General features: G+C 71.1%; 13 protein-coding genes. 9 read left to right on the top strand and 4 right to left on the bottom strand.

Going from position 1 to position 17,832, the window contains the following annotated elements:
• The first annotated feature begins 49 nt into the window (after positions 1–49).
• From ACI2L1_RS30860 to ACI2L1_RS30840, 5 genes are all read left to right on the top strand, one after another.
• The gene (locus tag ACI2L1_RS30860; RefSeq protein ID WP_404742674.1) at positions 50–403 is read left to right on the top strand and encodes a VOC family protein; all 354 of its coding nucleotides are present in this window, start codon (positions 50–52) and stop codon (positions 401–403) included.
• Positions 404–517: 114 nt separating this feature from the next.
• Positions 518–2,194 carry an FAD-dependent oxidoreductase gene (locus ACI2L1_RS30855; protein WP_404742673.1) on the top strand — a complete coding sequence of 559 codons (1,677 nt, stop codon included), beginning with the start codon at positions 518–520 and terminating at the stop codon, positions 2,192–2,194.
• Positions 2,191–3,648, top strand: coding sequence for an ATP-binding protein (locus tag ACI2L1_RS30850; protein ID WP_404742672.1), 1,458 nt, complete (start codon positions 2,191–2,193; stop codon positions 3,646–3,648). Before ACI2L1_RS30855 ends, ACI2L1_RS30850 begins: the two co-directional genes overlap by 4 nt.
• Positions 3,645–3,998, top strand: a complete 354-nt coding sequence (locus tag ACI2L1_RS30845; RefSeq protein WP_404742671.1) for a UBP-type zinc finger domain-containing protein — start codon at positions 3,645–3,647, stop codon at positions 3,996–3,998. The genes ACI2L1_RS30850 and ACI2L1_RS30845 overlap by 4 nt, the downstream gene beginning before the upstream one ends.
• Positions 3,999–4,163: 165 nt before the next feature.
• On the top strand, positions 4,164–7,103 hold the full coding sequence (locus ACI2L1_RS30840; protein ID WP_404742670.1) for an AAA family ATPase: 2,940 nt from the start codon (positions 4,164–4,166) through the stop codon (positions 7,101–7,103).
• A gap of 7 nt (positions 7,104–7,110) precedes the next feature.
• Here the strand turns inward: ACI2L1_RS30840 and ACI2L1_RS30835 are convergent, their stop codons facing one another.
• Genes ACI2L1_RS30835 through ACI2L1_RS30820 form a run of 4 tightly spaced genes read right to left on the bottom strand, consistent with a single transcriptional unit; the run spans position 7,111 to position 13,728 of the window.
• On the bottom strand, positions 7,111–8,316 hold the full coding sequence (locus ACI2L1_RS30835) for an SGNH/GDSL hydrolase family protein (protein WP_404742669.1): 1,206 nt from the start codon (positions 8,314–8,316) through the stop codon (positions 7,111–7,113).
• Positions 8,313–10,646 (bottom strand): glycosyl hydrolase family 95 catalytic domain-containing protein, encoded by a 2,334-nt coding sequence (locus tag ACI2L1_RS30830; RefSeq protein WP_404742668.1) that lies wholly within the window; start codon positions 10,644–10,646, stop codon positions 8,313–8,315. Before ACI2L1_RS30830 ends, ACI2L1_RS30835 begins: the two co-directional genes overlap by 4 nt.
• A gap of 29 nt (positions 10,647–10,675) precedes the next feature.
• On the bottom strand, positions 10,676–12,526 hold the full coding sequence (locus ACI2L1_RS30825; RefSeq protein WP_404742667.1) for an alpha-galactosidase D: 1,851 nt from the start codon (positions 12,524–12,526) through the stop codon (positions 10,676–10,678).
• Between the two features lie 29 nt (positions 12,527–12,555).
• On the bottom strand, positions 12,556–13,728 hold the full coding sequence (locus ACI2L1_RS30820; RefSeq protein WP_404742666.1) for an ROK family protein: 1,173 nt from the start codon (positions 13,726–13,728) through the stop codon (positions 12,556–12,558).
• A gap of 108 nt (positions 13,729–13,836) precedes the next feature.
• Here ACI2L1_RS30820 and ACI2L1_RS30815 point away from each other — a divergent pair, with 108 nt between their 5' ends.
• The 4 genes from ACI2L1_RS30815 to ACI2L1_RS30800 all read left to right on the top strand — a co-directional run bounded on the left by ACI2L1_RS30815 (position 13,837) and on the right by ACI2L1_RS30800 (position 17,802).
• On the top strand, positions 13,837–15,039 hold the full coding sequence (locus ACI2L1_RS30815) for a serine hydrolase domain-containing protein (protein ID WP_404742715.1): 1,203 nt from the start codon (positions 13,837–13,839) through the stop codon (positions 15,037–15,039).
• A 75-nt stretch (positions 15,040–15,114) separates the two neighbouring features.
• Positions 15,115–16,545 carry a CAP domain-containing protein gene (locus ACI2L1_RS30810; RefSeq protein WP_404742665.1) on the top strand — a complete coding sequence of 477 codons (1,431 nt, stop codon included), beginning with the start codon at positions 15,115–15,117 and terminating at the stop codon, positions 16,543–16,545.
• Between the two features lie 68 nt (positions 16,546–16,613).
• On the top strand, positions 16,614–17,291 hold the full coding sequence (locus tag ACI2L1_RS30805; RefSeq protein WP_404742664.1) for an AIM24 family protein: 678 nt from the start codon (positions 16,614–16,616) through the stop codon (positions 17,289–17,291).
• A gap of 55 nt (positions 17,292–17,346) precedes the next feature.
• Positions 17,347–17,802 (top strand): polyprenyl synthetase family protein, encoded by a 456-nt coding sequence (locus ACI2L1_RS30800; RefSeq protein WP_404742663.1) that lies wholly within the window; start codon positions 17,347–17,349, stop codon positions 17,800–17,802.
• Positions 17,803–17,832: the final 30 nt, after the last annotated feature.

The raw sequence follows: 17,832 nt of genomic DNA, 5'->3' as shown, positions 1-17,832 counted from the left end.
CTCCCTTGTCGCGGTGACGTCCGGGCCCAGTCTTCACTACGCTGCCGAAATGACCTTGGAATGGGAACAGGTAATCGTGGACTCGGCCGACCCCGGCGCCCTAGGTCGCTGGTGGGCCGAGGCGCTGCGTTGGGTGGTGGTCGAGGACGATCCGAACGAGTTCGAGATCCGCCCCGAGAAGGACCGGATGCCGGGGCTGCTGTTCGTGCCGGTTCCGGAGGCGAAGACCGTCAAGAACCGGCTCCATCTCGACTTCCGGCCGGACGACCACGAGGCCGAGGTCGCCCGCTTCCTCGCGCTGGGCGCGCGGCACGCGGACATCGGACAGGGCGAGCAGTCGTGGGTGACGCTCCTCGATCCCGAGGGGAACGAGTTCTGCGTGCTGGGTCAGCGCCGAGCCTGACACCGGCAGGGTCAGTCATCCCTGCACGAAGCCGGGCGAACGAACATACGATGGGCGGGACCGGGCCGGTGCCCACGGGCGCCGCGCCCTGACCGACCTCGGGGTGGGAGACGTATGGCACAGGCCGCCGAATCGGCGCGGACCGTCATCCTGACCGTGGACGACGACCCGGGGGTCTCCCGCGCCGTCGCCCGCGATCTGCGGCGGCGCTACGGCGAGTCGTACCGGATCGTGCGCGCGGAGTCCGGCGAGTCCGCGCTGGAGGCACTGCGGGAGCTGAAGCTGCGCGGCGACCTCGTGGCGGTGATCCTGGCCGACTACCGCATGCCGCAGATGAACGGCATCGAGTTCCTCGAACAGGCCCTGGACGTGTACCCGGGCGCCCGCCGCGTGCTGCTGACCGCGTACGCGGACACCAACGCGGCGATCGACGCGATCAACGTCGTCGACCTCGACCACTATCTCCTCAAGCCATGGGACCCGCCCGAGGAGAAGCTCTACCCCGTCCTGGACGACCTCCTGGAGGCATGGCGCTGCAGCGACTACCGGCCGGTGCCCGCCACCAAGGTGATCGGACACCGCTGGTCGGCGCGCTCCTCGGACGTACGCGAGTTCCTGGCCCGCAACCAGGTGCCGTACCGCTGGTACTCGTCGGACGAGCCCGAGGGGCAGCGGTTGCTGGCCGCGGCGGGCGAGGACGGACAGCGGCTGCCGGTGGTGATCACCCAGGACGGCACTCCCCTGGTCAAGCCGGAGGCGCCCGACCTGGCCGCCCACGTGGGCCTTGCCACCACGCCCACGGCCGACTTCTACGACCTCGTCGTCATCGGCGGCGGCCCGGCCGGGCTCGGCGCGGCCGTGTACGGGGCCTCCGAGGGACTGCGGACCGTGCTCGTGGAGCGGTCGGCGACCGGCGGGCAGGCCGGGCAGAGCTCCCGGATCGAGAACTACCTGGGCTTCCCCGACGGTGTTTCGGGCGCGCAGCTCACCGACCGGGCCCGGCGGCAGGCGGCGAAGTTCGGCGCCGAGATCCTCACCGCCCGTGAGGTGTCGGCGCTGGAGGTCAACGGCGCGGCCCGCACCGTGCGGTTCTCGGACGGCTCCGCGGTCGCCGCGCACAGCGTGATCCTGGCGACCGGCGTGTCGTACCGGCAGCTGGACGCGCCGGGCTGCACGGACCTGACCGGGTGCGGGGTGTACTACGGCTCGGCGCTGACAGAGGCGGCCTCCTGCCAGGGTCAGGACGTGTACATCGTCGGCGGCGCCAACTCGGCCGGACAGGCGGCCATGTACCTCTCCAGGGGCGCCAAGTCGGTGACCCTGCTGGTGCGCGGCCCCGACCTCGCCGCGTCGATGTCGCACTATCTGATCCAGCAGATCAACGAGGCCCCCAACATCTCGGTACGCGCGCGTACCGTCGTGGAGTCGGCGCACGGCTCCGACCATCTGGAGCAACTCACCCTGCGCGACACGGAGACCGGGGAGACCGAACTCGTCGACGCGCAGTGGATGTTCGTGTTCATCGGCGCGGCCCCGCTGACCGGCTGGCTGGACGGCACGGTGCTGCGGGACGAGCACGGGTTCATCCTGGCCGGTCCCGACCTCACCTCCGACGGGCGGCCGCCCGCGGACTGGGAGCTGGACCGGCCGCCGTACCACCTGGAGACCAACATTCCGGGCGTGTTCGTCGCGGGCGACGCGCGCGCCGAGTCCGCGAAGCGGGTCGCGTCCGCCGTCGGAGAGGGAGCGATGTCCGTGATGCTCGTCCACCGGTATCTGGAGCAGTCGTGAGCGGGCGGTTGATGCCGTGCAGCCCCGCGGAGATCGGCTCGCTGTTCCTGTTCGAGAAGCTCTCCCCCGAGCAGCTCGGGCAGCTGTGCGCCGCGGGGCGTGTCGAGAAGTTCGAGCCCGGGCCGGTGTACACCGAAGGTGAACCCGCCACCTGTCTCTACGTGATGATCGAGGGCACGGTCGTGCTCTCCCGCCGGGTGGGCGGCGACGACGTCGAGGTCAGCCGCACCTCGCAGCGCGGGGTGTACTCGGGGTCCATGCAGGCCTATCTCGGGGACCGGGTGCGGCAGGCCTACAACAACTCCATGCGGGTGACGGAGCCTTCGCGGTTCTTCGTGCTGCCCGCCGAGACGTTCGCGGCCTTCATGCAGGAGTGGTTCCCGATGGCGGTCCATCTGCTGGAGGGGCTGTTCTTCGGTTCGAAGAACACCCAGCGGGCCATCGGGCAGCGTGAACGGCTCCTGGCGCTCGGCTCGTTGTCGGCCGGTCTGACGCACGAACTCAACAACCCGGCGGCCGCGGCCGTTCGGGCCACCGCCACGCTGCGGGAACGGGTCGGCAAGATGCGGCACAAGCTCGCCGTCATCGCACAGGGGAACTACGCCCCGGAGGTCATGGCCAACCTCATCGACATCCAGGAGCGGACCGCCGAACGCGTCGCGAAGGCACCGACGTTGAGCCCGTTGGAGGCCTCCGACCGGGAGGACGCGCTGAGCGACTGGCTCGACGACCACGACATCCAGGAGGGCTGGCGGATCGCGCCCGCCTTCGTGCAGGCCGGCCTCGACGTCGACTGGCTGGACCAGGTCGCGGCGGCCGTGGACGAGGAGATCCTGCCGAGCGCGATCGGCTGGCTCAACTACACCGTCGAGACAGAGCTGTTGATGGACGAGATCAACGACTCCACGGCCCGCATCTCCCATCTCGTCGACGCGGCGAAGCAGTACTCGCAGCTGGGCCGGGCGCCGTACCAGGTGGCCGACGTGCACGAACTCCTCGACAGTACGCTGCTGATGCTGTCAGGAAAGATCGGGTCGCAGATCAAGGTCGTCAAGGAGTACGACCGGACGCTGCCGAGGATTCCGGCCTACCCGGCCGAGCTCAACCAGGTATGGACGAACCTGATCGACAACGCGGTGCACGCGATCAACAGCGAGGGCGGCGAAGGGACGTTGACCGTCCGGACGGCTCTGGATCACGACCGGCTGCTCGTGGAGTTCCGGGACACCGGGCCCGGGGTGCCACCGGACATCCGGGGGCGGATCTTCGATCCCTTCTTCACCACCAAGCCCGTGGGTGAGGGGACCGGGCTCGGGCTCGACATCTCCTGGCGGATCGTGGTCAACAAGCACCACGGAACGCTTCAGGTGGAGTCGTCGCCCGGGGACACGCGCTTCCAGGTGCTGCTTCCGCTGACCGCCGTGGACAACGACACGACCGAGGAGCCGGAGTGACCGACATCAAGGGGATCGACCCGAGCGTGCCGCCGAGCGGGGACGGGTGCGTGGAGTGCGACGCGGTGGGCGGCTGGTGGTTCCATCTGCGGCGGTGTGCGCAGTGCGGGCATGTGGGGTGCTGTGACTCCTCGCCCGGGCAGCATGCCACCGGGCATTTCCGGGATTCCGGTCATCCTCTGGTGCAGAGCTTCGAGCCGGGTGAGGAGTGGTTCTGGAACTTCGAGACGGGTGAGATGTTCGAGGCGGGGCCGGAGTTGGCGGCGCCGGGGAGTCATCCGGAGGGGCAGCCGGCGCCTGGGCCGGCGGGGCGGGTGCCTTCTGACTGGGCGCGGGTGTTGCGGCGGTGAGCGCCTAGGAGCTCGGGGCGACCTGTCTGACGGCGGGTGCGGGTACGTCGTGGCTGGTCGCGCCCACGCGGCGGAGCCGCATATTGACACAGCCCCGCGCCCCTGAGGAGGTCACCGAGCCCCTTGACCACATGCGCTGTCAGTGTCGCGTGCCAGGATGTAGTCGTGTCGCAGATCTCCATCAGTGCTCCGCTCATCGGGCGGGACGACGAGCTTGGCAGGCTTTCCGGTGTGCTGGAGCGGGCCCGCAGGGGGGAGGCTCGTGCCGTGCTCGTCGCCGGGGACGCCGGTGTCGGGAAGACGCGGGTGTTGGACGAGGTCGCGGAGCGGGCTTCGCGGGCCGGGATGACCGTGCTCACCGGGCACTGTGTTGATCTCGGGGATGTCGGGCTGCCTTATCTGCCGTTCACCGAGGTGTTGGGGGCTCTCGCCCAGGATGAGCGGTTCGCCGACGTTCTCGGCGCGTATCCGGTGGTGGAGCGGTTGTTGGGTGGTGGCTCCACCGGCGACTCCGGCGATCGGCTTCGGTTGTTCGAGGGGATCGCGGGGCTGCTCGCCGATCTGGCGGACATCGCTCCGCTGCTGCTCGTCCTGGAGGATCTGCACTGGGCCGATCAGTCGTCACGGGATCTGTTGCGGTTTCTGCTCAGCCGGGGGATCTTGCAGCGGGCGGCGGGCGGGGCGCCCACGCATCGGCTGGCGGTGCTCGCCTCCTACCGGGCCGATGACCTGCACCGGCGTCATCCTCTGCGTCCGCTGCTCGCCGAGCTGGTGCGGCTGCCCGCCGTAGAGCGGCTGGAGCTGCGGCCGATGGGCGACGCCGAGGTGGCGCGGCTGGTGCGGGCGCTGCGGGAAGGGCCGCTGCCGGACACCACGGTGCGGCGGATCGTCGAGCGGGCCGAGGGCAACGCCTTCTATGCCGAGGAACTGCTCGCCGCCACGGGCAGCGGGGACGGCGGGGTGCCCAGTGGGCTCGCGGATGTGCTGCTGATCCGGTTCGAGCAGCTGTCGGACACCGCTCAGCAGGTGCTGCGTACGGCCGCCGTGGCCGGCCGGCGGGTCGAGCACGACCTGCTGCGGGACGCCGTAGGGCTGCCCGAGGAGGAGCTGGAAGCCGCACTGCGGGAGGCCATCGGACGGCAGCTGCTGGTGCCGGGGGACGGCGACACCTACGCGTTCCGGCACGCCCTGGCCCGGGAGGCTGTGTACGCCGATCTGCTGCCGGGTGAGCGGGCGCGGTTGCACGGGGCGTTCGCCCGGCTGCTCGACGGGCGGGGGCACCGGGCCAAGAGCGCGGCGGAGCGGGCCCATCACTACCGGGAGAGCCATGAGCTGGCCCCCGCGCTCGCCGCGTCCCTGGAGGCCGCCGACCATGCCCTGCGGGTGGGGGCGCCCGCCGAGGAGCTACGGCATCTGGAGGCGGCCCTCGATCTGTGGTCGGCTGTGGAGCCGTCCGCGCGGCCCACGGGTGAGGGGGTCGACCGGGTACGGCTCATGCTGCGGGCCTCGGCGGCGGCCGCGCACACCGGTGAACTGCACCGGGCGGTCTCCCTCACGAGGGCCGCGCTCGCCGGTGTCGGCCAGGAGGCGGACTCCGAACTCGCCGCCCTGGTGCGCTACACGCTCGCCGGGAACCTGATGACCGTCGACAACCTCACCGCGGCCTTCGCCTACAGCAGCGAGGCGCTCGACATGATCCCCGCGGATCCCCCGTCCCGTACCTGGGTGTGGGCCGCGGCGACACATGTGCTGGCGGCCCGCCACGTCGGGGAGAACGAGACCGCGCTGCGGGTCGCCCGGCTGGCCCTCGGCAGGGCGGAGGAGCTGGGCGTGACCGACGCCCAGGCGGACCTGCTGATCTCCCTGGCGGTCATCGAGGGCGGCGGCCGTCGCTCGGTGGAGGGTCGGGAGGGGTTGCGGCGGGCGTGGGAGCTGGCCCGCAGTTCGGGCAACGCGCCGGTGGAGATGCGTGCGCTGTTCAATCTCGCCGTCGGCACCTTCGAGTCCGGGCACCTGGAAGAGTGTCTGCCCTGGATCACGGAGGGGCTGGACCGCGCCCGTCGGGCCGGGCTGCTGTCGTCGCCGTATCCGATGGAGATGCGCTATCTCCATCTGCTGGTGCTGTACACGCTGGGCCGCTGGGACGACTGTGTCCGGGCGGCGAGCACCGATGCCGAGGTGCTGCCCGCGGCCGGTGGGTACAGGGTCGCGCCCGCGCTCTACGTGGCGCTCGCGCGCGGTGACTTCAGGGCCGTCGACCGGGCCCGGACACTGCTGGAGGGGCCGTTCGACTGGATGGCCACGCTCGTCGCGGGAATCGCGCTGACCGACGCGGCGGCCCTGCGGGGTGATGCGGAGGCGGCCGTGGAGCGGATGCGGTCCACCGTCACGGTCCTCACCGACGACGCGGGTACGCGTCCCCACGTCACCGTCCGGCTGGCCGCCCTCGCGTTGTCCGCGGTCTCCGACCGGGCCACCGATCTGCGTCTCAGGGGAGACCAGGAAGGAGCGCATCGGTGGGCGGAGACCGCGACCGAGCTGCTGGCGTCGGCCAGGGCCCTCGCCGTGCACGGCGGAGTACCGCAGGGGCCGGAGGGGCAGGCGTGGCTGGCGCGGGCCGAGGCGGAGTGGACGCGGGCCATTTCCGGCCCGGACGCGGCGGCGTGGGCGAAGGCGGTCGCCGCGTTCGACTTCGGTGACGTGTACGAATTGGCGCGCTGTCGGCTGCGGTACGCCGAGGCCCTGCTCGCGGCCGAGCGTCGTGAGGAGGCCGCGGTCGAGGCACGTGCCGCTCGCGAGGTGTTCGCCCGGCTCGGGGCAAAAGTGCTGCTGGAGCAGGTGGACGAGCTGATCCGGCGCGGCAGGCTGGCCGATGCCCCGCCCACCGCGTCCCCGCTCACGGCTCGCGAGCAGGATGTGCTGCGGCTGCTCGCTCGCGGCCGCAGCAACCGGCAGATCGGCGAGGAGCTGTTCATCAGCGGCAAGACGGCCAGCGTGCACGTCTCCAACATCCTCGCCAAGCTGGGCGCCGCCAGCCGCACCGAGGCCGTGGCCGTCGCCTACCGCGAGGGGCTGATCGCCCCGGAGACGGCGGGCAACGGCTGACCGGCTGTCAGTCGCGGGCACAGTCCAGGCTGTTCAGGTCGACGGCGTCCGCCATCGCCTGCATTCCCTTGTCGCCCGGATGGATGTGGTCGCCGCCGTCGAAGAAGGGCAGCATCCGCTCGTGGTCGTAGGGGCTGCGCAGGACGTGGTCGAAGTCGGTGACCGCGTCGAACTCCTCGCGGTGGCTCCTGATGAACTCGTTGACCTCCTGCCGTACGGCCTCGGCGGCCGGGTCCCATTCCGGCCACCCCTTGAACGGGGCGATGGTGGAGACGGCCACGCACTTGCCGGCGTCGTGGGCCCGGTCGACGATCTGGCGGTAGCCGCCGATCAGGTCCTGTGCGGTGACGCCGCTGTGTGCCTTGAGGTCGTTGACGCCCTCGAAGAGGAACACGGTACGCACACCCGGCTGGGAGAGCACGTCCCGGTCCAGCCGGTTCAGGGCGCTCGGCCCGGCGCCGTCGGCCAGCACCTTGTTGCCGGAGATCCCCTCGTTGGCCACCCCCTTGACCGCGGTGTGCGCCTTCTGGAGGCGGCGGGCGAGGTAGTCGGGCCAGCGGCGGTTGCGGTCGGTCGTGGACTGCCAGCCGTCGGTGATGGAGTCGCCGAGCGCGACCACGGCACCGGTGGCCGCGGCCGTGCGCACCGAGACGGCGTCGAGGTAGAACCAGGACCCGACGGTCTCGGTCCACTGGCTGCCGCTCTCCTCGGCGGTGTGATCTCCCTGAGTGGCGTACGACGTCTGCATGGCCATCCAGTGGCCGGTGACCGGGCCCGCCCCGTCCGGAGTGTGCAGGCTGACGACCAGGTTCGACTCGGCGTCCAGCTGCCCGGACAGCGGGTCGCTGTACACGGTGGTGCCGGGTTCCACGGTGACGGAGGACGAGCCGTCGAAGGTGAGCCGCCGGTTGGTGCCGCGCACCAGCTCGGCGTCCTTCAGCTGGAGGCCGGCGTAGACGCTGTCGAAGGTCACCGGCCGGTCCCCGAAGGCGTTGGAGAGCCGGATGCGCGGGTCCCGGCCGCCGACGCTGGTGTGCACGACCATGCGGTAACCGCGGTCGGCTGCCGCCTCGCCGATGCCGTAGGCGCTGGTGCCCCAGGTGATCACCCCGTCGGGCGGGCTGACGAGGGCGGGTGCGGGCGTGGCCTGGAACGCGGCGGCGGCTACCGTGACGGCGAGCAGCCGGGCGCCCCGGGCTGTCCGACGCCTCATCGGCCGAAGCCCTTCAGAGTGACGGCGGCACCCGGCTTCAGCGTCACGGTGCGAGCGCTCCCCGCGTACGCGACCGTCGTGGTGCGGCCGCCGACGCTGCGGATCCGTGCTTCGGTCGGTTTCCCATCCCGCCAGCGTAGATCGACGACGAAGCCGCCGCGTGCGTTTGCTCCGGAGAGGGAGCCCGAGGCGGCCCAGGCGTCGGGCAGGGCGGGCAGAAGTTCCAGGTGGCCGGGGCGGGAGTAGAGCAGCATCTCGATCATCGCTGCCGGAGTACCCAGGTTGGCGTCGATCTGAAAGATTCCGCGGCCCTGTTCCACCTGGTAGATGTCGAAGAGGTTGAACGCGGAGCCGTTGCTGCCCCCGCTGGAGGGGCGGAGGTTGTTCACCACCAGCTGGTAGGCCTTGTCGGCGTCCTTGAGCCGGGCCCAGCACAGACCGCGCCAGGCGTTCGCCCAGCCGAAACTCTCCATGCCGCGTGCGGTGAGCAGGGTGGTGGCGCCCTCGACGAGCTCGGCCGGGGTGGATCCGTCGGGGCGGATGCGGTCGCCGGGGAAGAGGCCGACGAGCGGGGACAGGTGCCGGTGGGTGGTCTCGCCGAGATTGTCGGGGGACATCCACTCCTCCAGCCAGCCCGTGGTGGGGCTGACCTGGGGGAGGTAGAGGCGTTTGCGGAGACCGGCGACGGTGGCGGCGAACGTCGTGTCCTTCTTCAACTGGGCGGCGGCGGTGCAGTAGTTGCCGAACAGGGCCCACACGAGTTCCTGGGCGTAGGTGATGCCCTTGGCGTCCAGGGGCCCGTGCTCGGGCGACCAGTCGCTGTCGGCGACGAGGACCTCCCGTGAGGTGCCGGGGAGGGTCATGGTCAGCAGCCGTGCCTCCCAGAACTCGCAGGCACCTTTCAGGAGCGGGTAGATCTTCTCCAGGTGGGCCCGTGAGGCCGTGAACTCGTAGTGCTCCCAGAGGGAGTTGCACAGCCAGGCGTTGCCCGCCGGGTGCCACCACCAACCGCCGCCGCCGTAGGGGTTGGTGGAGATGGCGACCGTCCAGCCGACGTTCTTGCCCGTGGAGTTGCGGTAGCGGTTGCGAGGGTCGTTGAACAGTCTCCGTGTGAGGTCGGTCCAGGACGGGAGTTGGGCGACGCAGTAGTCGGTGAACGCGTCGAAGCACTGGGACAGGCCGGCCCGGTCGGCCGCCCAGTAGTTCATCTGGATGTTGATGTCGGTGTGGTAGTCGCCCATCCAGTCCGGGTCGTTGCCGTCGAGCCACAGTCCCTGGAGGCCCAGGGGCAGGCTGCCTCGTGATCCCGCGATCATCAGGTAGCGGCCGAACTGGAGGTACTGGGCCTCCAGTTCGGGATCCGGCTCGCCGTCCCGGGCGCGGGCGCGGATCCGCTCCCAGGTGTCGAGGGAGCGCTGCTCGGCGGAGGAGGTGCCGAGGGAGAGGTCCAACTGTCCGAAGAGGGCGTGGTGGTCGGTGGTGTGTGTGCGGAGCAGGGTGTTCGCCGAGTGGCGGGCGGCGGCCCTGACCCTGGTGCGGGCCAGCTGCTCGGGATCGAGGGAGGTGTCCCGGAAACCGGCTGCCGCGTCGGGCGCGTAGTTGGTGCCGCCGCTCAGCACCACGGTGAGGTCCGCGCACCCGGTGAACGTGATGTGCGGGCCGTCCACGGAGACATGGCCGCCGCTGCCGTACGCCGTGACGGCGGCACCGTATCTCAGGCCGTTCGGGAGGGCGTCCCCGAAGGACACCGCGGGCTCCTCGCCGTGGGTGCCCTCCAGGGTGATCGTGCCGGTGTAGCGGCCTCCCCCGCTCTGGGTGAAGTGCAGGACGATGACGTCGTCGGGGTGGCTGGCGAAGATCTGCCGTCGGTAGGTCACGCCGGAGCGGACGTACGAGGTCGCGTTGACGCCCTCGGCGAGGTCCAGGGTGCGGCGGTAGCCGGAGACGGCGGACAGGTCGTGGTCGGGAATGTCCACGGTGAGCCGGGCGAGCAGGGTGAAGGAGCCGAAGTCCTGGCGGCCGTAGGGGAATTGGCCGTCGGAGTCGAGGGTGTCGTTGAGGCCTCCGGTCCACAGGGTGGCGTCGGTGACGAGGAGGAGTTCACGGCCGGGGTCGTTGCTCGCGAGGGCGCCGAGGCGGCCGTTGCCGACGGGCAGTCCCTGTTCGATCATCGAGTGCTCGTCGGCGGGGGCCTGCCACCAGAGTTGATGGCGTGAACCATCTGTGGGGGCAGGCGTATCGGCGGCTGCCGTGAACTGCGGCAGGACGGTGAGAGCGCCGGTCGCGGCGGTGACGGCGAGGACACTGCGTCTGGACGGTTCGGTGGTCATGGCGGCTCCTGGGGCTCGTGAGTGCTCGGTCACGACTTCGGTATGTCGATGCGGTCGATGTCGGGTGCGTAGCCGGTGCCGCTGTCGACGGCGATCGTGTTGGAGCCGGCCTTGAGGGTCACCGGCACGCTGACCGTCTCGACGGTCCCCCAGTCGCCGGTGGCCGGGAACTTGTGGCGGGTGGCGCCTCCGCCGTTCGCGGAGATGTCGGCCGAGCGGGAGTCGCCGCTGATGTAGGCGACCCTGATCTGGTAGGTGCCGGCCTTGGCGACGACGATGTCGTTGAAGGTGAGCCTGCCGCCGACGTAGAGGTTGCCGACCTTGTGGCCGCCGGAGCATGCGGAGCAGTCGGCGACGGAGGCGTTGCCGGTGAGGGTGTTGGCGGAGGACTCGGCCTCGACCGCGGTCCAGGTGAGCTGCTGACCGTGCGGGGTCACCGTGAAGAGACGGGAGCCGTGCGCGGGCAGGGCCTGGGTCACCTTGTTCTTGTAGGTGCCGAGGTTCTCCTGGTTCCAGAGGTCGCGGACGGCGGCCTTGCCGGTGAAGCCGAGGGCTGCCCAGTCGGCGGTGACCGCGGCGGGGGCGTCGGCGAGGTTGAACAGGGCGACGGTGTAGGTGCCGTCGGGGTTCTTGGCGGCCCACACCTGCTGCGGGTCGGACGGGGTGACGGGGCGTGCGGGCGGGTTGGGGCCCTGGTTCAGCGCGATGACCTCGCGGTTGGTCAGCAGGGAGAGGCCGTAGGAGTCGAGGCGGGTGAGGTCGTCGCCGGTGTAGAGCGGGGACTTGGCGATGGCCCACAGAGTGGCGTAGCTCTGCCGTTCCGCCTTGGTGAGGCCGTCCATCTCGCCGTTGCCGACATCGAGAGAGTCGAGGTCGTTCCAGCCGCCGGGTCCTGCGTGCCGGGTCCAGGCGGGGGTGTCGTCCCAGCGGTCGTCGACGGAGTTCTCCCAGCTGACGAGGGTGTTGCAGTAGCACTCGACGTCGGTGTCGACGCGCCAGCCCTGCGAGTACTTCTTCCAGTCGGCGGCGTGTCCGATGTCGAGGGACCAGGAGAGTTCGAGGTGGATGGGCCGGCCGGTGTCGGCGATGGCCTGGTGCCAGGCGGCCACGTCGGCAACGTTGTCGTACTGGTCGCCGTTCTTCCCGGAGCCGGGACCGACTCCGTCGAGTTTGAGGAAGTCGTAGCCCCACCCGGCGATCAACTGGGCCTGGGAGTCTATGTACTTGGCCGTGCAGGGCTTGGAGAAGTCGAGTTTGTAGGCGCTGTCCCAGCCGTTGGTGGTGCGCAGGTCGTCGTAGACGATGTCGGCGGTGGTACAGCCCTCGGCGTTCCAGATCGGCGTCCTGCCGTCGCCGTAGGCCCCCTTCTCCAGGCCGGCCGGGAGGTAGATGCCGGCCTTGAGTCCCTTGGCGTGGATGCGGTCGGCAACGGCCTTCATGCCGCTGGGGAAGCGGACCGGGTCGGGCTTCTGGCGGCCGTACTGGTCGTACCCGGACTTCCAGGTCTTGTCCATCCACCAGCCGGCGTCGATGTTGACGTACTCGTAGCCGTATTTCTTCAGCTTGGCGGCCATCGCGTCCGTCTGCTTCAGGACGTTGGCCTCGGTGAGGTAGCTGTAGTCGCCGTCCGGGTTGAGGCCGGGGTACTTGGACGACTGCATGCTCCAGCTGGACCAGCCCATGTAGGGCTTGGCGGCGAGGGCGGCGGCCGGGGTGTCGGCCGCGTGGGCGATGGGAACGGCGGTCGTGGTGTCGGCGGCGTGGGCCGTGGGGACGGCGGTCGTGGTGTCGGCGGCGTGGGCCGTGGGGACGGCGACCGCGGCGAGGGCGAGCACCAGCAGGGCTCTCGCGGGCAGGGCGAAGTACGAGGATGACCGCATGGGCCGTACCTCCAAGGGATGTCGGGTGTTCAGCGGCTCGGGGCGATGAAGGACTGGATGGCGGTGGCGGCGGCTCCGCGGGCCCACTCGTCGAAGGGCAGCGGGCGGGTGCGGACGTCGCACTGGGCGGCGGAACCGAACGCGGCCGCGACGAAGGCATCGCGGATCTGCTCGGCGAACAGGTCGTAGGCGGCGAGCCCCTCGCCGGAGATGATCACGCGCTCGGGGCCGAGGAGGTTGGCGACGGTGGCTATGCCCCGGCCGATCGCCTCGCCCGCGCGCGCGTAGACGTCCCGGGCGCCAGGGACTCCTTCGCGGGCCAGGGCCAGGGCCTGGTCGGCGCCGGTGAGTCGGACGCCGGTGGCCTCGCGGATCTGCCGGACGATCGCGGCCTCCCCTGCTATGGCCTCGACGCAGCCGCGGTTGCCGCAGTGGCAGCGCGGACCGGCCGGGTCGACGGTGACGTGCCCGATCTCGCCGGCCACTCCGTGCGCCCCGGCGACGACCCGGCCGTGCACCACCAAGCCGCATCCGATGCCGGCGCCGACGGTCACCAGAGCGAAGTCGGACAGGCCCGCCCCGGCGCCGAACCACTGCTCGGCGACCGTCAGGGCGCGTACGTCGTTGTCGACGGTGACCGGCAATCCCGTGGTCATGGCGGCGAGTTCGGCGAGCGGTACGTCACGCCACCTGAGGAACGGCGAGTAGCGGACGGTGCCCTCGCCCCGGTCCACGTCGCCGGAGACGGCGATCCCGAGGCCCAGCACCGGGGCCGTGGAGCCGTCCGTCCCGGCCAGGAGCTCCTGGACGAGTTCCGCGATGCCCGCGAGCACCGTCCTGGGTTCGCCGTCGGGCAGCGGCAGGTGCCGGGCGGCACGGATGCGGCAGCACAGGTCGGTGAGGACCGCGATGATCTCGTCGCCGGTGACCTTGACGCCGATGAACAGGGCCCGCCCGCCGTCGACGCGCACGAGGTTCGCGGGCCGCCCGAGGGCCGGGCGAGCCTCCTCGTCCGCGCCCTCCACCAGGTATCCGGCCTCGATCAGCGGGCGGACCGCCTTGGTGACGGCGGCCGCTGACAGTCCGACACGCCGGGCCACCTCCAGACGGGCGAGGGGGCCGTGGGAGAGGACGGTGGTGAACACCTGTGAGGCGGCGGGGGTGTTGACGGGAAACGTCTCGGCGCTAGGGGTCGGGCGCATGGCCGGGAACCTATGAGGATTCTTTTCCGACGTCAATAAAAGAAGCAGGATTGGCTGTGCCGTTGCTGTGAATCAGTGGAGGAGAAGAGCCGGATGAGATCAGCAGGAATGCTCGGCGGCACGTTGGCGGGTACGGTTCTGCTGCCCCTTCTCGCGGCCCCCGCCCATGCCGCGCCCCATGAGCCCGCGCCGGATCTCGCCGGTCTGCGGGGCGTGTTGCAGACGGCGTTGAGACAGGGCGCGCCGGGGGCGACGGCCCGGATCGACGACCACGGCACGGTCTCCCGGGTCACCCTCGGCATCGGCGACCGTCGGACCGGTCGGGCGATCGACGGCGCCGACCGGTTCCGGATCGGCAGCGTCACCAAGACCTTCACCGCCGTCGTCCTGCTGCAACTGGTCGACGAGAAGAAGCTGACGCTCGACGCGCCGGTCAACCGCTACCTGCCGGGGCTGCTGCCCGACGACCGGATCACGGTGCGGCACGTCCTGGGCCACCGCAGCGGCCTGTACGACTACACGAACGACATGTTCACGAAGTCAGCTCCGGGGTTCGAGGCGGTCCGCAAGAAGGTCTTCACCCCCGGGGAACTGGTGAACCTCTCGCTGCGGCGGCCCCGCACGAACGCGCCGGGCGCGGTGTACTCGTACTCGAACACCAACTTCGTCGTCGCCGGGATGCTGATCGAGAAGCTGACCGGGAACCCGGTGCGGACCGAGTACCAGAACCGGATCATCGAGCCGCTGAAGCTGGGCGACACCTTCTATGTGCACCCGGGCATGAAGATCCCCGGCCGTCACGCCCGTGGTTACCTCACCCCGGACGAGACGGGCGCCCCGCTGGTCGACGCGACCGAACAGACCGTGTCGTGGGCGCAGAGCGCGGGCGCGCTGGTCTCCAGCACCCGGGACCTCGACACGTTCCTGTCCGCGCTGCTCGGCGGGCGGCTGACCTCGGCCGCGCAATTGGCGCAGATGGAACGGTGGATGCCGGCGGGGACCGGTCAGGCGTACGGCCTCGGGCTGCGCCGCCAGGACCTGTCGTGCGGTGTCTCGGTGTACGGCCACACCGGGGCCGTCCAGGGCTTCTACACGTACGCTTTCGCCTCGAAGGACGGCAGGCGGAGTCTCGCCGCGGTCGCCAACACCTCCAACAACGGCACGGTGCTGAAAACCATGCTGCGCACCCTGGACTCCGCGTTCTGCGGCAAGGCGACGAAGACTCCGCGCGGCAAGACGGGGAACACCCCGCGCAGGAGGGCACCGGTGGAGCGGCGCGAGGACGTGGCGCCCGCGCTCACGCTGGACTGAGGACGGCGGGCGGGCCGGGAACCCCCGTGCCCCGGTGGGCGTTCTCCCAGCGAGCGACGACACCAGGGCGGCACGATGAGCGAGTTGGTCCCCGGGGGCAACCTGCCCCTCCCCGAAGGGGCCGTCACCGTGCGGGTGCCCGGCCCCTTCGACGTGTCCGCCCTCGTGACGGACGACGGCGGCAGAGTCAGGGGCGACGCCGACTTCGTGTTCTACAACCAGCCCTCCGCTCCCGGCGCCCGGCTCACCGACGGCACACTGACCGTCGAGCCCCGGGCACTGCGAGCCGGCGCCACCCGGGTCACGGTGATCGTCAGCCCGGCCGACCCCGGCACTCCCCTGGGCCGCCTGCCCGCCCCGGTCCTTCAGCTCACCGGGGCGGGCGGTCGCCGGCTCGCCCGGTTCGCACCGCCCCGGCCACGTCAGGAGACCGTGCTGCTGCTCGCGGAGATCTACCGGCGGGGTGACGGCTGGAAGCTGCGGGCACTGGGGCAGGGGTACGCGGACGGACTGGCGGGGCTGGCCCGGGACTTCGGGGTGGAAGTCGTGGACGACGGGCCGTCGGCCGCGGTGCCCTCCGCGTCGGCCGCGACATCCGGGACACCTCCGGCCACTGATCCGGCTTTCCCGGCGGCGCCCTCGGGGTCACGTGCCGGACACCCGCCGCCTCCGACACGCCCGGTGCCGTACGGCCCGCGCATGACCCACCCGGCGTCCGCCCCCTCCCCCGACCTGGCCAAGTTCCTCACCCTGGTCAACTCCGCGCGCACGGCGGCCGGTTCAGCCCCGGTCGCCCTCGACACCCGTCTCACCGACGCCGCCCGCGCCCACGTGACCGCCATGGCCGCCGCCCGGCGCCTCGGCACCGAAGGCCCGGACGGTGTCTCCGTCCACCAGCGGCTCACCGGCACCGGGTACACGTACATCACCGTCGGCGAGCACCTCGTCTCCGGTCCTCGCAACCCGTCCGAGTTCGTCGACTACTGCCTGCGCACCGAACAGCCCCGGCGCACCCTTCTCGACCCCGTCTTCACCCACACCGGCCTGGCGTATGCCAGTGCCCGCCGCTCCGGCGACACGTACTGGACGGCGCTGTGGGCCAAGCCGCTCACCCCCGGCGACCTGAGCAGGACCGCCGACGAGGTCGTCACCCTCACCAACCGGGAGCGCGCCAGGGCCGGTCTGCCGCCCCTCGCCGTCGGCCCCCTCCTCGCCCGGGCCGCGCAGGCGTACAGCACCGACATGGCGGGCCGCGCCTTCTACTCCCACACCTCGCCCGAAGGCACCCAGCCCTGGGACCGGGCCGCCGCCGCGGGCTCCACCCGGCGCTCGATCGGGGAGAACATCGCGTGCGGCCAGCGCTCGGCCGCCGAGGTCGTCGAGGGCTGGATGAACAGCCCCGGTCACCGAGCCAACATCCTCAAGCGCGACTTCACCCACATCGGGATCGGTTTCGCGGGCGGTGGCCCGGCGGGCACGTACTGGACCCAGTTGTTCGGCGCCTGAGCGGCCCCCAACACGACACCTGTGCCGCGATCTTGGCGGAAGGAACCCCTCCGGGCCAGGATGCCCTCATGAAGGGTGACCTGTTTTCCAGTGAGCACATGGTGCAGCCGGCCACGGCGCCGGGCATGACGGTCGAGAACTCCAAGTGCATCAGGTACGCGGTGCACGGCGAGATGCTCGCCCGCCAGGGGGCGATGGTCGCCTACCGCGGCAATCTCCAGTTCGAACGCAAGGGCCAGGGCGTGGGCGGCATGCTCAAGCGGGCCGTCACCGGTGAGGGCCTGCCGTTGATGTCGGTGCGCGGGCAGGGCGAGGCCTGGTTCGCGCACGAGGCCCACAACTGTTTCATCGTCGATGTGGAACCGGGCGACGAGTTCACGGTCAACGGGCGCAACGTTCTCTGTTTCGACGCCTCGTTGGCCTACCGGATCTCGACCGTGAAGGGCGCGGGCATCGCCGGCGGCGGACTGTTCAACAGCGTCTTCACGGGCCACGGCAGGCTCGGCCTGGTCTGCGAGGGCGACCCGCTGGTGATCCCGGTCGCACCGGAGTTCCCGGTGTACGTCGACACCGACGCGGTGGTCGGCTGGACGGCGGGCCTCGGGACCTCGCTGCACCGCTCGCAGTCCATCGGGTCGATGCTGCGGGGCGGTTCCGGCGAATCGGTGCAGCTGATGCTGCAGGGCTCGGGATACGTCGTCGTCCGGCCGAGCGAGGCGACCCCGCAGAAGGCGCAGCAGCACTGAGGCCCCAGACGGGGATCCGCGCCTCACAGGCAACCCGTCCGGCTCCGTCCGCCCCTTGTGTACGGACGAGTACCGGGCCAAGGCCGAGCGCAAGACCGGGGCGCCGCTGGGCTGCGCGGCGGCGCTGGGCGCCCTGCTCGGCAGGGCGCCGCCGGCCACGGTGGCCGCTCCTGGCCGGACCGGACGGCATCTGGGGGTGGCGTTCCAGATCGTCGACGACGTCCTGGGGATCTGGGGCGATCCCCTGGTCACCGGGAAGCCGGTGCACGGCGACCTACGGGAGCGGAAGAAGACGTTCCCGGTGCTGGCGGCACCGGAGTCACCGGCGCACGCGGCCGCACGCCCGGCACGGTTGCTGGAGTCGGACGGGTCCCTTCGCGAGATGGCCGACCTGGTCGAGGAATGCGGTGGCAGATCGGCCGCCCCCGCCGAGGCACACCGTCCCGCATCCGCCGAGCCGGCGCACGAGCTGCGGCCTCTGGTGGACTACCTCCTGCGACGCGATCTCTGATGCCGAGTTGACCGGCGGCGCCTGCCCGGT

Source organism: Streptomyces sp. NPDC019531, from assembly GCF_044903305.1.
In the GTDB taxonomy this organism is placed as follows: Bacteria; Actinomycetota; Actinomycetes; order Streptomycetales; family Streptomycetaceae; genus Streptomyces.
Note: the sequence above shows the minus strand (reverse complement) of the source record. Positions and strands in the feature narration are given on the sequence as shown.

Bases quoted from the DNA above. Each gene is read 5' to 3' on its own strand.
- ACI2L1_RS30820 (WP_404742666.1), bottom strand. From the start codon at position 13,728: ATGCGCCCGACCCCTAGCGCCGAGACGTTTCCCGTCAACACCCCCGCC.
- ACI2L1_RS30860 (WP_404742674.1), top strand. From the start codon at position 50: ATGACCTTGGAATGGGAACAGGTAATCGTGGACTCGGCCGACCCCGGC.
- ACI2L1_RS30830 (WP_404742668.1), bottom strand. From the start codon at position 10,646: ATGACCACCGAACCGTCCAGACGCAGTGTCCTCGCCGTCACCGCCGCG.
- ACI2L1_RS30855 (WP_404742673.1), top strand. From the start codon at position 518: ATGGCACAGGCCGCCGAATCGGCGCGGACCGTCATCCTGACCGTGGAC.
- ACI2L1_RS30815 (WP_404742715.1), top strand. From the start codon at position 13,837: ATGCTCGGCGGCACGTTGGCGGGTACGGTTCTGCTGCCCCTTCTCGCG.
- ACI2L1_RS30805 (WP_404742664.1), top strand. From the start codon at position 16,614: ATGAAGGGTGACCTGTTTTCCAGTGAGCACATGGTGCAGCCGGCCACG.
- ACI2L1_RS30825 (WP_404742667.1), bottom strand. From the start codon at position 12,526: ATGCGGTCATCCTCGTACTTCGCCCTGCCCGCGAGAGCCCTGCTGGTG.
- ACI2L1_RS30835 (WP_404742669.1), bottom strand. From the start codon at position 8,316: ATGAGGCGTCGGACAGCCCGGGGCGCCCGGCTGCTCGCCGTCACGGTA.
- ACI2L1_RS30810 (WP_404742665.1), top strand. From the start codon at position 15,115: ATGAGCGAGTTGGTCCCCGGGGGCAACCTGCCCCTCCCCGAAGGGGCC.